At 72.4% G+C, this 14,450-nt stretch carries 10 protein-coding genes; 9 read left to right on the top strand and 1 reads right to left on the bottom strand.

The features are described 5' to 3' along the window. The first annotated feature begins 236 nt into the window (after window positions 1-236). The 8 genes from OG985_RS07600 (at window position 237) to OG985_RS07635 (ending at window position 9,153) form a co-directional block, all read left to right on the top strand. Window positions 237-1,535 carry an extracellular solute-binding protein gene (locus OG985_RS07600; protein WP_371667460.1) on the top strand — a complete coding sequence of 433 codons (1,299 nt, stop codon included), beginning with the start codon at window positions 237-239 and terminating at the stop codon, window positions 1,533-1,535. Between the two features lie 7 nt (window positions 1,536-1,542). After that, a complete protein-coding gene (locus OG985_RS07605) occupies window positions 1,543-2,460 on the top strand; it encodes a carbohydrate ABC transporter permease (RefSeq protein ID WP_371667461.1) in 918 nt (305 codons plus the stop codon). Then, complete coding sequence (locus tag OG985_RS07610) at window positions 2,457-3,341, top strand: carbohydrate ABC transporter permease (RefSeq protein ID WP_371667462.1); 885 nt, start codon at window positions 2,457-2,459, stop codon at window positions 3,339-3,341. Before OG985_RS07605 ends, OG985_RS07610 begins: the two co-directional genes overlap by 4 nt. Window positions 3,342-3,346: 5 nt before the next feature. Next, complete coding sequence (locus OG985_RS07615; RefSeq protein WP_371667463.1) at window positions 3,347-4,786, top strand: carboxylesterase family protein; 1,440 nt, start codon at window positions 3,347-3,349, stop codon at window positions 4,784-4,786. 8 nt (window positions 4,787-4,794) lie between these two features. Then, window positions 4,795-5,925 (top strand): ROK family protein, encoded by a 1,131-nt coding sequence (locus OG985_RS07620; RefSeq protein WP_371667464.1) that lies wholly within the window; start codon window positions 4,795-4,797, stop codon window positions 5,923-5,925. A 104-nt stretch (window positions 5,926-6,029) separates the two neighbouring features. Then, window positions 6,030-7,556 (top strand): GMC oxidoreductase, encoded by a 1,527-nt coding sequence (locus tag OG985_RS07625; RefSeq protein ID WP_371667465.1) that lies wholly within the window; start codon window positions 6,030-6,032, stop codon window positions 7,554-7,556. Between the two features lie 29 nt (window positions 7,557-7,585). Beyond that, window positions 7,586-8,194 (top strand): nucleoside deaminase, encoded by a 609-nt coding sequence (locus tag OG985_RS07630; RefSeq protein WP_371667466.1) that lies wholly within the window; start codon window positions 7,586-7,588, stop codon window positions 8,192-8,194. Next, window positions 8,191-9,153: a sugar phosphate isomerase/epimerase family protein gene (locus tag OG985_RS07635; RefSeq protein WP_371667467.1), complete on the top strand. Its 963-nt coding sequence runs from the start codon at window positions 8,191-8,193 to the stop codon at window positions 9,151-9,153. Before OG985_RS07630 ends, OG985_RS07635 begins: the two co-directional genes overlap by 4 nt. Before the next feature lie 61 nt (window positions 9,154-9,214). Here OG985_RS07635 and OG985_RS07640 read toward each other — a convergent pair whose 3' ends face one another. Beyond that, on the bottom strand, window positions 9,215-10,756 hold the full coding sequence (locus OG985_RS07640; protein ID WP_371674292.1) for a sulfite oxidase: 1,542 nt from the start codon (window positions 10,754-10,756) through the stop codon (window positions 9,215-9,217). 276 nt (window positions 10,757-11,032) lie between these two features. Here OG985_RS07640 and OG985_RS07645 point away from each other — a divergent pair, with 276 nt between their 5' ends. Further along, a complete protein-coding gene (locus OG985_RS07645) occupies window positions 11,033-14,359 on the top strand; it encodes a right-handed parallel beta-helix repeat-containing protein (protein WP_371667468.1) in 3,327 nt (1,108 codons plus the stop codon). Window positions 14,360-14,450 lie beyond the last annotated feature (91 nt).

The following is a 14,450-nucleotide window of genomic DNA, read 5'->3' on the forward strand; positions in this document are numbered from 1 at the left end:
CGCCACTCTCAGGAAACAGGGCGAAAGGGCCCATAGTCGGGCGAACGGATTTCGCTACACGTTCCGAAATTATTCGTGACGGTGCGGGGCATGCCGCCGAAACAGAGCGTCCATAGCGTCACCATCAGCCGCACAGACCCCCCCATCCGTCCTGTCAGGTCCTCCGGCGTGAAATTGCTGCTTTTCCCGAAAACCCCCTCACGGTCCCCGGCACCTCCATGAGACAGGAGCCCAGCGTGTCCCACCCCTCCCGACGCGGCATCCTCAAGCTGACCGGCGGCACAGCCCTCCTCGGCACCCTCGCCCTCGCGGGCTGCGGCCGCGGCGAAGACCCCGTCGCGAAAGCCACCGTCCGGCCCGTCGACAGCTCCCCGGCCACCGGCACCGTCAATGTCTGGGCCGCCCAGGGTGACGCCGACGTGCTCGACAACGTCATCAAGCCCTTCGAGGCCGCGAACCCGGATGTCACCGCGAAGTTCACGCTCATACCGAACGCCGACTACTACACCAAGCTCCAGGCGGCGATCGCGGCGGGGAAGGGCCCGGACGTCGCCCAGTTCTTCCCCGAGTCGCAGGCGCAGTTCCTCGATCCGTCGATCCTTCGGGCCGTCCCGGACGGCCTCGTGGAGCCGGGCAGCTTCTTCACGAGTCTCTGGGACGCGGGAGTGGCCGGCGACGTCGCGTACACGGTGCCCTGGTACGCGTACACCTACGCGCTCGTCTACCGCGCCGACCTGGCGGAGAAGGCGGGTGTCAAGGCGCCCACCACCTGGCAGGAGATGGTGCCCTTCTTCAGGTCGCTCCAGGACGCCGGCGCGCGCCGCGGCCTCGGCGCCGACAACGGCTGGGACATCTTCAACGGCCAGGACGTGGCGATGTACGCCTGGCAGGCCGGCGGCTCGCTGCTCTCCGCCGGAGGCAGGTGGACGCTCGACACGCCGGCCATGGTCGACGCGCTCAAGTACAACGCCTCCTTCTTCACCTCGGGTGCCGCCGACACGTCCGGTCCCACGTTCCTCGACGCTCAGCCGTACTTCGTCGCCGGCAAGACCGCCGCGATGATCACCGGCCCCTGGGTCATCGCTCAGCTCGACACCGCCGCGAAGAAGAACGGCTGGACCGCGTCGCACGTCGCCACCGCGCCCCTGCCGGCCGGAGCGTCGGGCAACGCCTCCTTCTCCGGCGGCGGCACCTGGGGTGTGCTCGCCGGCAGCGGCAACGCCGATGCCTCGTGGAAGCTCATCCGGCACATCGTGCGGCCCAGCACCCAGGTCGCCCAGTACAAGGCGTACGGCTCGCTGCCGGCGGTCGCCTCCGCGTGGGACGACACCGCCATCGCGGGCCAGCCGCTCCTTGACGCCTTCCGCACCCAGCTGAAGAACTCCCGGGCGTTCCCGCGGGTGAGCACCTGGCAGCAGGTCGCGACCCGGCTGGGCAAGGAGACGGAAGCCGTCGCCAAGGGCACCCGGACCGCCGAGAGAGCGGCCTCGAACGTCCAGTCGTACGCCGAAAGCCTCGGCACGGGTACGGGGTGATCAGCCGATGACCACCACCCTCCCGGGGGTGTCACGCGGCGCGCGGCGCTCCCCGGGCTCTCGCCGAAGCGTCGTCGCCTGGCTGTTCCTCGCGCCGTTCGCCCTGCTGTTCCTGCTCTTCACGGCCATTCCGACCGTCGCCGCGCTCGGGTTCAGCCTCACCGACCTGCGGGGTACGGATCTGCGGCATCCGCTCGCGGTGGACTTCACCGGCCTGGAGAACTACCTCCGCCTGTTCCAGGACGACACCTTCGTGCGGGACATCCTGAACACCTCCGTGTTCGTGGCCTTCGGTGTGCCGCTGACCATGGGCATCGGTTTCGCGCTGGCCCTCGCGCTGAACTCCGGCATCCGGCGCCTCGGCGGCCTGTTCCGGTCCGTCTTCTTCGCCCCGGTCGTCACCAACATCGTGGCGGTGGCGCTGATCTGGCAGTACGCCTTCAACGCCAACGGCACCGTCAACAAGGTGCTCGGCGGGGTCGGCCTGGCCGGACCGAACTGGCTGGACGACCAGCACCTGGCCATGCCCGTGGTCATCCTGCTCGGCGTCTGGCGCAACTTCGGCACCGCGATGGTGCTGTTCCTCGCCGGTCTGCAGGCCATTCCGCAGGACGTGTACGAGGCCGCCGCCCTCGACGGCGCCGGCCGGTGGCGGCAGCTGCGGCACATCACTCTGCCGCTGCTGATGCCCACCACGCTGCTGGTGTCGGTGCTCCTGAGCGTCTTCTACCTCCAGGTTTTCGACGAGCCCTATCTGCTGACCGACGGCGGCCCGCTGGGCTCCACCGAGTCGGTCGCGTTGTACACCTACCACCAGTTCGGCGCCGGCCAGTTCGGGCTGTCCTCGGCCGCGTCCTTCGTGACGCTCGCGCTGGTGACGCTGGTGAGTCTCGTCCAGTTCCGACTGCTCAGGCCCCGCGCATGACGGCCCTCACCGCGCCGCGGAGCGCCGAAGTGACGTCCGCCGACCGGACCGCCGTGCGCCGCGGGTCCGTGTCCCGACCGCTGCTGTACGCGGCACTGGTGCTGTGCGCGCTCCTCACGATGCTGCCGTTCCTCTGGGTGATCAGCGGCTCCCTGCGCGGTCTCGACGAGATCCGCGCCGACCCCGGTGCCTGGCTCCCCCTCCACGTCACCCTCGACAACTTCGTACGGCTGTTCCGCACCGAGGGCTTCGCCCGCTTCCTCACCAACAGCGTCGTGGTCGCGGCGCTGGTGGTGGCCGGCAACGTCGTCGCGGCGTCGGCGGCCGGCTACGCGCTGGCGAAGCTGGACTTCGCCGGCCGGCGGATCGCGTTCGCCGCGGTCATGGCGGCGATGATGGTGCCGTCCACGACGGTGTTCGTCACGCAGTTCGTGATCACCGTCGACCTGGGTCTGGCAGACACGCTCACCGGCATCGCACTGCCCGGCATGGCCCTGCCGCTGTCGGTGTTCATCATGCGCCAGTACGCCCTGTCGGTCCCCGACGAACTGCTGGAGGCGGCCCGCATCGACGGGGCGGGCGAGTTCCGGATCTTCTTCCGGATCTTCCTTCCGCTGGCCGGCCCCGCGGTCGCGACGATCACGATCATGTCGTTCCTGGTGTCCTGGAACAACTTCATCTGGCCGCTCATCGTCGCGCAGAGCACGTCCAGTTACACGCTGCCGGTCGGGCTCGCCGCCACCAGTCAGGCCGCGGCGCACGTCACCGACTACGGCCTGATGCTCGCCGGTGCGATCGTCGTGATGCTGCCGGTGCTCGTCCTCTTCCTGTTCCTCCAGCGCTACTTCGTGCAGGGCATCGCCGGCACGGGAATGCGGTGACCGCCATGACCGACCGGCAGGGCTCGTTCGACGCGCCCGTGGAGAAGGTCGCCGTACACGCCCCCGCGGGCACCGTCGTCGGCCGCCGTACCGGCCGGGTACGGCGCTTCCCCGGCATCCCGTTCGCCGAAGCACCCACCGGCGTACGGCGGTTCGCCGCGCCGGTCGCGCGCGCCCGGTTCACGGAGCCGTTCGACGCGTCCCGGCCAGGTGCCACCGCACAGGCGGTTCCCCTGTTCACCACGACCACCGTGCCGGAGCCTTCGGTCCCGGGCGACGACGTGCTGAACCTCGGCGTCGTCGCCCCGGACACGGCCGACGACCGCGCGCCCTTCCCGGTCCTGGTGTGGGTCCACGGAGGTGGCTTCCTCGCGGGCAGCCCCGTCAGTCCCTGGTACGACGGCCGTGCCTTCGCCCGCGACGGGGTCGTCACCGTCACCGTCGGCTATCGGCTGGGCGTCGACGGATTCGCCGTACTGGACGACGTCCCGGCCAACCTCGGCCTGCGTGACCTGCTGCTCGCCCTCGACTGGGTGCGCGAGAACATCAGCGCCTTCGGAGGTGATCCGGGCCGGGTCACCGTGGCCGGCCAGTCGGCCGGGGGCGGTGCGGTGCTCGCGCTGCTCTCGTCGCCCGCCGGCACCGGCCGCTTCCACCGCGCGGTCAGCCTGTCCGGCGTCACCCTCGATGTGGACGAGGCAGCGGCGCGTGCATTCCTCGCGGCGCTGGGGGACCGGCTCGGTGTGCCACCCACGCGAGCGGGATTCGCCGGCCGCGGCGTGGCGGACATCCAACGCGAGGTCATCGGCCTGCGAAACGAGCGGAACGACGGTCCGATCGTGCTCGGTCCGTACGTCGGCGACGACATCCTGCCGGTGTCCGTCGTCGACGGACTCGCCGTGCACGGGAGGGACGTGCCGTTGCTGCTCGGTGCGACGGGCGACGAGTTCGACGGCGCGACCGCACCGGAGAACCCTCACCCGAGCCCGGACGCAGCGGCCGGACGCGCCACCGCACGCGCGGCGGGCACCCGCCTGACGGACACCCTGTTCCGCGCCGTCTGCCCGCGCGTCGCGGCCTCCCGCCGCGCGGCCACCGCCGGCACCTGGCTGTACTCCTTCGAATGGCCCTCCCCCGCCCTCGGCGGCGCCACGCACTGCGTCGACATCCCGTTCTTCTTCGACCTGCTCGACGCACCGGGCGCCGCCCGGGCCCTCGGGCCGAATCCGCCCGCGGAACTGGCGACCCGTATGCACGCCGACCTGGTGGCGTTCGTCCACGGCCGGGAGCCGGCCTGGGCGAGAGCGACCGGGGGACACGGCGATCCGGTCCGCGAGTACGGGCGGCCGGGCGCGGCGTTCGCCGCCGACACCACGGGCGTGTTCGATCCCGTCGTCCACGGTCCCCTCGTCCACGCGGTGTCCGAGGCGGCGAAGGAGTGCTGATGCCGGGAATGAACCAGAGCGCTGTCCGACGGGTCAACACCTCGGTCATCCTCCGCGCGCTGGCGGTGTCGGCCGCGCCGACCACGCTCACCGGGCTCGCCGACCGGACCGGCCTCTCCCGCCGCACCATCGAACTCATCCTGGACTCCCTCGTCGAGTCGGGCTGGGTCACCGAGCTGGAACGGGTGCCGACCAGCGGCAGCGCCGGGCGACCCGCCCGCCGCTACGACCTGCGGGCCGACCACGCGCTGCTGGCAGCCGTACGCATCACCACCCTGGACGTGTCCGCGGTCGTCGCCGACGTGCGCGGCCGGATCGTCGGCCGGGCGCACCGGCCGCTGCGCGCCTACCAGGATCCGAGGGCCGCCCTGGACGACGCGGCGGCGCTGGTGCTGGAGGCGCTCGACGACGCGGGCGGCTCACCCGACCGGCTTCGCGCCGGCGCGGTCGCCGCCGGTGGCGCCATCGACGACGACGGAGTCGTACGGCGCCTGGTGCACACCACACGATGGGAGGGCGTGCGCCTGCCCGAGGAACTCGAACGGCGCGTCCGGATGCCCTGGTTCGCGGACAACGACTCCAACCTGGGTGCCCTGGCGGAGCGTTGGCGGGGCGCGGCCGGCGATCACGACAACGTCGTCTGGGCGGTGCTCGGCAACCGCACGGGCCTCGGCATCCTCATCCGGGGTGCCGTGCACCGCGGCCTCGACGGGGCCGCCGGCGAGATCGTCGAGGCCGCGTCGATGCCGGCCGGTTCGGTCGAGAACCACCCCGTGGCCGGGCTCACCTCGCCCGAACCGGAGCGGCGCCGAGTGGCGCTCGGCCGCTTCGACGCCGCCCGGGCCGGCGACGCGGGCGCGCTCGCGGAGGTCGACGAGTTCGTCGACAACATCGCGTCGATCCTCACCACCCTGTCGTGGACGGTCGCCCCGTCGCTCATCGTGCTCGGCGGCGGTCTGGAGGACGCGGCCGACGTGCTGCTGCCGCGGGTGCGCCGGGCGATGCGCGCCGCCCGCACCCCCGCGGTCGAACTGCGCGCCACGAGTCTGGGCCGCGACGCGGCGCTCGTCGGCGCCGTGAAGCTGGCACTCGACCGCATGGACACCGAACTGTTCGGCCCCCTCGTGCCCGGCGCATGACCGGGAGCTCAGCACCCTCGCCCGCGCGGCGAACCCCCCACACCCGCACCCGTGTCACGGAGCTCCGCAGCGGTACCCGTGGCACGAAGATCAGGAGTCTCACCGTGACCGAAACCGACCGCACCGACGTCCTCGTCGTGGGCAGCGGCATCATGGGATCCGTCGTGGCCCGGCTGCTGCGCGAGAGCGACCCGGCGCTGCACATCACCATGGTCGAGGGCGGCAGCGCGATCGGCGCCTCCCCCGGCCGGCACCTGCACGACATCGACGATCCGGTGCTCTGGTCGCGCTACAACGAACGGACCGGCACCGGCATCCAGGGCATGTACACCGGCGCCGAGGTGGTCCGTGAGGTGGCGGACAGCCTCAGCGACCTGACACCCGGGATGTTCCACGCGCTCGCCTTCGGTGAGGACGCCGAGGCGATGCCCCAGGCCGCGCTCGCCTGGAACGCCGGCGGCATGGGCGTGCACTGGACCGCCGCGACGCCGTGGCCCGCCGGACACGAGGTGTTCGACTTCGGCGACCCGGTCCGCTGGACGGCGGACCTGGACACCGCACGCCGGCTGCTCGCCGTCACCCCCCGCGCGATCGGCCCGACCCGCACCGGCCGGATGGTCCTCGACGTGCTGCGACGGCGCTTCGACGGCATCGGACCGGACGACCGGCGACCGCAGCCGATGCCCATGGCCGTCACCTCACACGCCTCGGGTCGCCTGCCGCGCACCGCTCCGGGCACGATCTTCCCCGCGATCGCGACCGGCACGGACCCCGCCTTCACCCTCGTGACCGGAACACTCGTCACACGGCTCCTCGTCTCGGACGGCCGGGCCCGCGGCGCCCGGCTGCGCCGCGTCACCGACGGCGCCGAGTCACAGGTGCTCGCGGACACGGTGGTGGTGTGTGCCGACGCGCTGCGCACCCCGCAACTGCTGTTCGCCTCCGGCATCCGCCCCCCGGCGCTGGGCCGCCATCTCAACGAGCACGCGTTCATCACCGCCCGGGTGCTGCTCGACCTCGAGCGGTTCGGCATCGATCTCGACGCCCTGCCCCGGCCGCGCACCGGTGAGTTCAGCACGGACTCGCTCTGGCTGCCGCACAACGGAGCGGCGCAGCCCTTCCACGGCCAGATCATGAACCGCACCTACCTGGACGAGGCCGGCCGCCCCCTCGCGCACTCGGTGGGCCTCTCCCTGTACGCCCCCGTCGAATCACGGCCCGAGAACCGGCTCGTGTTCTCCGACACCGAGACCGACCTCGCCGGGATGCCGCGGATCAGCGTCGAGTTCGCCTACTCCGACGCCGACCGCGCGCTCCTGGGGCGGGCGCTCGACGTGGTTCGGTCGATCGCCGGTGAGTTCGGCACGCTCGACCCGGCGACCGAGTGCGCGCTGCTTCCGCCCGGCTCGTCACTGCACCAGACCGGCACCGTCCGGGCCGGCGCCGCCGACGACGGCACCAGCGTGTGCGACCCGGACGGCAGGGTGTGGGACTTCGAGAACCTGTACCTCGCCGGCAACGGCGTGATCCCCACCTCGATGGCCGCCAACGTCACCCTGACCGGCGCGGTGACCGCCGTACGAACCGCCCGGGCCGTCACCGGACGCACCAGCGCACTCGCCGCCCGGTGAGACCGCACAGTGAGAAGGGAAGCCCGACCGTGATCGACATCGCGAAGGAATACCGCGTGGCGCTGCCGTCGTGGATCGACGACGAGCTGACCGGGGTACCCGCCACGGTCCCCGACCGCGAGGACCGGATGCGCCTCGTGCACCGGCTCGCCGACCGCAACTGGCGCGAGGGCGACGGCGGTCCGTTCGCGGCACTCGTCGCCGAACGGGACACCGGCCGGATCGTCTCGGTGGGCGTGAACGTCGTCCTCGCCTCGGGAGTGTCGAGCGCCCACGCCGAGGTCCTCGCACTCGGGCTGGCCCAGACCGCGACCGGCGGCTGGGACCTCGGCGGCGACGGGCTCCCGGCACACGAACTTGTCGTCAACTGGCGTCCGTGCGTGCAGTGTTACGGCGCGACCATGTGGTCCGGGGTCCGTTCTCTCGTGATCGCCGGCGACGGCCCCGAACTCGAGGACATCACCACGTTCGACGAGGGCCCGCTCGGCGCGGACTGGGCCGAGCAGTTCGAGGCACGCGGCATCGACATCGTCCGCGACGTCCTCCGCGACGAGGCACTCGGCGTGTTCCGCAGCTACCGGGACGCCGTCGACACGGGCAGCCTCGTCGTCTACAACGCTCGTGCGGGTGCCGCATGACGCCCCGGGCCCGTCCGGAGGCACCGGGCGTTGCACCACCACGTTTCGCCACCGACATCGTCACCTTCTACCACCCGGGTTTCTGGGGGCTGGAGTCCGCCGACGCGCTGCGTGACTGGGCGGTGAGGAACCCCGGGCGGTTCTGGGAGCGGGTGATGGACACGCTGGCCGAGGCCGGCGTGACCGGTCTGGAGCTGACCTTCGCCCCCGGCGACATCGACTCGGCCCTGCGCGCCTTCGGCGACGCGCCGTCGTTCCGCCGCGCGCTGCGGTCCCGCGGCCTGCGTGTCGTGAGCGCGTTCGTCGCGGGCGGCGACGCTCCCGACTGGCGGCACGGCGGCAATCTGCCCGCGATCGTCGCCGACGCCGAGCGACGGGCGGCCTTCCTCGCCGAGGTGGGCGCGGAGTTCCTCGTCACCGGGCTGCCGATGCGGACGACGTTCGGGACCCGGCCGCCCTTCTTCGTCGATGCCGCGTACATGTCCCGGATGGCCGACATCGCCCACGTGGTCGGCGAGGCCGTCGCGGCGCACGGGGTGAAACTCGTCCTCCACACGGAGTCCAACAGCACGCTCTGGTACGAGCGGGACATCGACCTGTTCATGGCCCTGACCGATCCGCGCTACGTGTGGCTGTGTCCCGACTCCTGCCACATCGCACTCGGCGGAGGCGACCCCGTCGCCGTCGCGCGTCGCCACTCCCGGCGCGTCGCACTGGCGCACTGGAAGGACGCGGTCAAGCCCATCGACGTGGAACTCACCATCGACGACACGGTGTTCGCCCAGCAGCAGCCCTACATGACCGAACTGGGCACGGGCATCGTGGACTGGCCGGGATGGGCGGAGGCGATGTCACGGACTCCCGGCGCCGGTGTCGTGCTCATCGAACTCGACGAGGCGGCCGATCCCCTCGCCGCGCTCCGGGCGGGCGTGGCCGTGGCACAGGCGGCGAGGGAGTGACCGGCCTTCCCGGTCCTCACGGCGAGTCGCCGTGAGCCGGCCGCGCACAACGGGGGGCGGTTCATTCGACGGTCACCACCACGGAGTGACGTCCGGAGGCGCCGTCGGGGACGGTGCGGGCGCGCTTCTGCGTCTGCACCGTCCCCGTGCGGTCGGTGGCCCGCACGGTGAGCGTGTGGCCGCCCTTGGTGGCCTGCCACGCGTAGGACCACTGACGCCAGGTGTCGCGGGAGTCCTCGGCCGCCAGGGTGGCCTCCCGCCAGGGGCCGTCGTCGACACGCACCTCGACCTTGTCGATACCCCGGTGCTGCGCCCAGGCGACTCCGGCGACCATGACCGCTCCGGCCTTCGGCCGGGCGAACGGCTTCGGGGTGTCGATCCGCGACTGGGTCTTCACGGGTGCCCGCCGAGCCCAGCCGCGCCGGATCCAGTAGGGGTCGTAGGTGTCGAACGTGGTCAGTTCGAGGTCCTCGACCCACTTGCAAGCGGAGACGTAGCCGTACAGGCCGGGCACCACCATCCGCACCGGGAAGCCGTGTGCGAACGGCAGCGGCTCACCGTTCATGCCGAGCGCGAGCATGGCGTCCCGCCCGTCCATGACGTCCTCGACCGGGCTGCCGATCGTCATCCCGTCCACCGAGCGGGCCACCAGCTGATCCGCCGGCCCACCGTGCGACGGCAGCCGCACCCCACACTCGGCGAGCAGATCGGCGAGCCGTACGCCGGTCCAGCGCGCGGTGCCGACGTAGGCGCCTCCGACCTCGTTCGACACACAGGTGAGTGTGATGTCGCGTTCGATCAGCTCCCGCCGCAACAGGTCGTCGAAGGACACCGTGAGCGGCCGGCGCACCCCCTTGCCGTGGATGCGCAGACGCCAGGTGGTGGCATCCACCTTCGGCACCACGAGCGCGGTGTCCACCCGGTAGAAGTCCTTGTTGGGCGTGACGAAAGGGCTGACGCCGTCGACCCTGACCTGGGCGCCCGCGGGCGTCGCGGCGGCGCGTGACCCGGGCGACGGCAGAACGACGTCCTCGCGGGAGGCGACCGCGTCCCGGCTCCTCGTGCCGGCGAGGGTGCGGCCCAGCACGCCCGCCCCGGCCGAGGCGGCCGCGGCGGCGGTCGCCACGCGCACGAAACCGCGCCGGTCCCACCCCTCGGCGGCACCGGACCCGCCGGCCGACCGACCGGGCTCCTCGGATGCCTGACCCGCCCATCGCAGGCGGCCCGCCAGGACATACAGCAGTACGGCACCGGCGACCGCTCCCACGACGGAGGGGAGGGCGTCGGTGAGGCCCGCGGAGTCGGGCCGACCGGTGGCCGCCACCGCTCCCACCACGCCGAAGACCAGGACACCGCAGGCACCGGTCCGCCGGTGACGCAGCGCGAGGAAGCCCAGAGTCGACGCGAACAACGCGAGGACCGCGAGAATGCCGGCCTGGAGGACCAGCTTGTCGTCGGTGCCGAAGTTCTGGATCGCCCAGTCCTTCACGCCGGCCGGCGTACGGTCGACGGCCGCCCCGCCCACGGCCACGACGGGCCCCGCCTGGGGACGCACTCGCGCCGCCACCGACTCGGCCGCACACAGCGCGGCGAACCCCGCCATGACCCCGCTCAGAACGCCCGCGACCAGCCTCGACCGGCAACCGGCCGTGCGTCGTTTCTCCTGCTTCTCCGTCACACGGGGAATCCGGGCCCCAGAGGCGGCCGGATTGGTGCATCCCCGATCGAAATGAACCACGCCCGCCCGGCACGAGGTGCCCGGACACGGTCCTCCGCGCACGGGCCGACGTGTCAACCGCCCCTGCGCACCGGCATGATGGGGGCTTCCCCCGCCGCCGGGCAGCACGTGCCCGCTGCGGCTGTGAGAGATGGAGAGCGCGTGTCACGCCAGCTACTGACGGTCTGTCCGGAGGGAACCGAGGGTTTCCGAACGATCGGCGAGGCCCTGGCGCGGGCGCGCAGCGGTGCCGTGATCAGTGTGCGGCCCGGGATCTACGAGGAGAGTCTCGTCATCGGCACCCGGGTGACGCTGGTGGCCGAGCAGGCCCGGGGCACGGTGGAGATACGGCCCCGGCACGGCAGCGTCCTGAGCCTGCGGGCGGACGCCGTGATGCTCACCGACCTGGTGCTGCGGGGACGGGACGAGGACATGCCCGCCGTGGACGCCGTCCGGGGGCAGGCCGCGATGGACGGTTGCGAGGTGACCGGCGCGGCGTGGACCGCCGTTCTCGCACGGGGCAACGGCTCGCTCGCCATGCGGGACTGCCGGGTCAGCAATCCGGGCGGCGCCGGCGTGGTCGTCACCTCGGCCGTCGAGAGTTCCCTGGACTCGTGCACCGTCGAGCACCTGGGTACCTCGGGTGTCGTCATCGGCGAACGCGGCCGGGTCACGGTGCGCGGCTGCACCGTCCGGGACGCGCGGGGCCACGGAGTCCTCGCCAACGGTGAGGCCCAGGGCTCCGTCGAGGACTGTGACATCTCCTCCACCGACAAGCCGTCCATCACGCTGGAGGAGCACTGCACCACGCGCGTACTGCGCACGGTCGTGCACGACACGGCGGTCGGCGTCCACCTGACCAGCGCCTCCCGCACGGTCCTGGAGGACATCCGCGTCACCGCGACGACGGGGCCGGCGTTCGTCGTCTCGCACGGCAGCGACCCGCTGCTGCGCCGCTGCCGTACCGCCCGCACCGAGGGCAACGGTCTGCTGGTCACCGACCGGGCCCGGGGCACGTTCGAGGACTGCTGGCTGGACTCCTCCCAGGCGCCCGCGCTGCGGGTGGCGGGCTCCGCCTCGCCCACGCTCACCTCGCTGACCGTCCGGGACTGCGCGGCGGACAGCGCCGTGCTCCTGGAGGAGGAGTCCACCGCCGAGATCGACCGGCTGGAGGTGCTCGACACCACCGGCACCGCGGTCCGTATCCGCACGGGCGCCAACCCGATGCTCCGGCGGGTCCGGATCGGCGGAACGGGCGGCAACGGCGTCGAGGTCGTCAAGGACGGGCGGGGACGGCTGGAGGACAGCGAGATCGACCGCGCGGGCGGCGCGGGCATCCACGTCGAGGGCCTCGGCAACCTCTACGTCGGCGGCACCACCGTGCTCGCTCCCGCCGGCCCCGGCCTGTCGGTGGCCGCGGAGGGCAGCGCGACCGCCCGCGACTGCGAGATCCGCGAGCCCGGCGCCGACGGTGTGACGGTCGAGGCGGAGGGCGAACTCACCGCCACCCGCGTCCAGGTCACCACCGCGGCCGGGAACGGAGCCGTGATCCACGAGGGCGGACGTGCCTCGCTCAACGGCTGCACGCTCGCCGGCAGCGCCAAGGACGGCCTCCGGGTGGAGACGACCACGCCGGTCTCCGTCGTCAACTGCACCGTGCGCGACAACACGGGCAGCGGCCTCGTCCAGTCCAAGGCCGGCGACCGACTGGCCGTCGAGGGACTCACCAGCACCGGCAACGGACGGCGCGACGCCTGGGGTTACGGCGACCGCGAGGGCACCGACCCCGCCGGCACCCTGCCGGGCGGGGGCGGCGCCGCCCCCGAGACGGGTCCGCTGGCCGAACTGGAGTCCCTGATCGGCCTGTCCAACGTCAAACAGCAGGTCCGTACCCTCGTCAACCTCACCCAGCTCGCCCAGCGCCGTGCCCAACTCGGCATGTCCGCGCCGCCGATGAGCCGCCACCTGGTGTTCGCCGGCCCTCCCGGCACCGGCAAGACCACCGTGGCCCGCCTCTACGGGACCGTTCTGGCGCAGCTCGGCGCGCTGCGCTCCGGGCACCTGGTCGAGGTGTCACGCGCCGACCTGGTGGCCCAGGTCATCGGCGGTACCGCCATCAAGACGACCGAGACCTTCAACCGGGCGCTGGGCGGTGTGCTGTTCATCGACGAGGCGTACACCCTGACCAGCGACAGCGGTCACTCCGGGGCCGACTTCGGGCGGGAGGCCGTGGACACGCTGCTGAAGCTGATGGAGGACCACCGCGAGGACGTGGTGGTCGTCGCCGCCGGCTACTCCGGTGAGATGCAGTCCTTTCTCGGCTCCAACCCGGGTCTCGCCTCGCGTTTCTCCCGGACCGTGGAGTTCGAGAACTACGCGGTGCACGAGCTGGTGGCGATCATGGAGAGCATGTGTACCCGCCACCAGTACGAGCTCGGCGAGGGCACCGGTGCCGCGCTCGCCGCCCACTTCGAGCGCATGCCCAAGGACGCCACGTTCGGCAACGGCCGTGCCGCCCGGCAGGTGTTCGAGGAGATGGTCGACCGGCAGGCCGTACGGCTGGCCACGTTGACCGAGGTCGGTGAGCGCGACCTGTCGCTGCTGCTCCCCCAGGACGTCGGCGAGCAGACCGGGGCCGCCGAGGGCGCGGGCGGCCCCGCGCGGGGCGACGCGCTGTCACGCCTCGGCGACATGGTGGGCCTGGACGCGGTCAAGCGGGACGTCACGGACCTGGTCAACCTGCTCTCGACCGCGCGCCGCCGGGAGGCGGCCGGGCTGCCCGCCCCGCGTATCAGCCATCACCTCGTCTTCACCGGCCCTCCCGGCACCGGCAAGACCACCGTCGCCCGCCTCTACGGCGAACTCCTGGTCTCGCTCGGCGTGCTGCCGCGCGGCCAGCTGGTCGAGGTGAGCCGCGCCGACCTCGTCGGCCGGTACGTCGGCCACACCGCGCAGCTCACCCGCGAGGTCTTCGAACGGGCCCGCGGCGGCGTGCTGTTCATCGACGAGGCGTACACGCTGACCCCGGCCGGCGGCTCCTCCGGCTCGGACTTCGGCCAGGAGGCGGTGGACACGCTGCTCAAGCTGATGGAGGACCACCGGGACGAGGTGGTCGTGATCGCCGCCGGCTACACCCGGGAGATGGAGGGCTTCATGGCCTCCAACCCCGGTCTGTCCTCGCGGTTCTCGCGGCGCGTGGAGTTCGCCGACTACACGTCGGACGAGTTGGTCACGATCGTACGGATGCACGCGGACAGCTCGGGATACGAGTGCGGGCCGGGTGTCGGCACGCTGCTGCGCAAGCACTTCGACTCGCTCTCCAGGGACCGCTCGTTCGGCAACGCCCGGCTCGCCCGGCAGGTACTGGAGTCCATGATGACGCGCCAGGCCGGCCGGGTGAGCGCGATGGCCGCGCCGGGCCTGGACGACCTGCGGTTGCTGCTGCCGGACGACGTACCGGCGGTCCGGGTGACGCCCCAGGGCGCCTGACCCGAGCCCGGAACGGACCGGCGCGGACCGTCGCCGCTCGTCCCGGAGACTGGGGGTGCGCGGCTTCCGTCCGGGGAGGGTGCGGCGGCGG

It is taken from the genome of Streptomyces sp. NBC_00289 (assembly GCF_041435115.1).
In the GTDB taxonomy this organism is placed as follows: domain Bacteria; phylum Actinomycetota; class Actinomycetes; order Streptomycetales; family Streptomycetaceae; genus Streptomyces.

Excerpts from the sequence above, each read along its gene's own strand:
- OG985_RS07605 (WP_371667461.1), top strand. The coding sequence starts at position 1,543 with ATGACCACCACCCTCCCGGGGGTGTCACGCGGCGCGCGGCGCTCCCCG.
- OG985_RS07610 (WP_371667462.1), top strand. The coding sequence starts at position 2,457 with ATGACGGCCCTCACCGCGCCGCGGAGCGCCGAAGTGACGTCCGCCGAC.
- OG985_RS07615 (WP_371667463.1), top strand. The coding sequence starts at position 3,347 with ATGACCGACCGGCAGGGCTCGTTCGACGCGCCCGTGGAGAAGGTCGCC.
- OG985_RS07620 (WP_371667464.1), top strand. The coding sequence starts at position 4,795 with ATGAACCAGAGCGCTGTCCGACGGGTCAACACCTCGGTCATCCTCCGC.
- OG985_RS07635 (WP_371667467.1), top strand. The coding sequence starts at position 8,191 with ATGACGCCCCGGGCCCGTCCGGAGGCACCGGGCGTTGCACCACCACGT.
- OG985_RS07640 (WP_371674292.1), bottom strand. The coding sequence starts at position 10,756 with ATGGCGGGGTTCGCCGCGCTGTGTGCGGCCGAGTCGGTGGCGGCGCGA.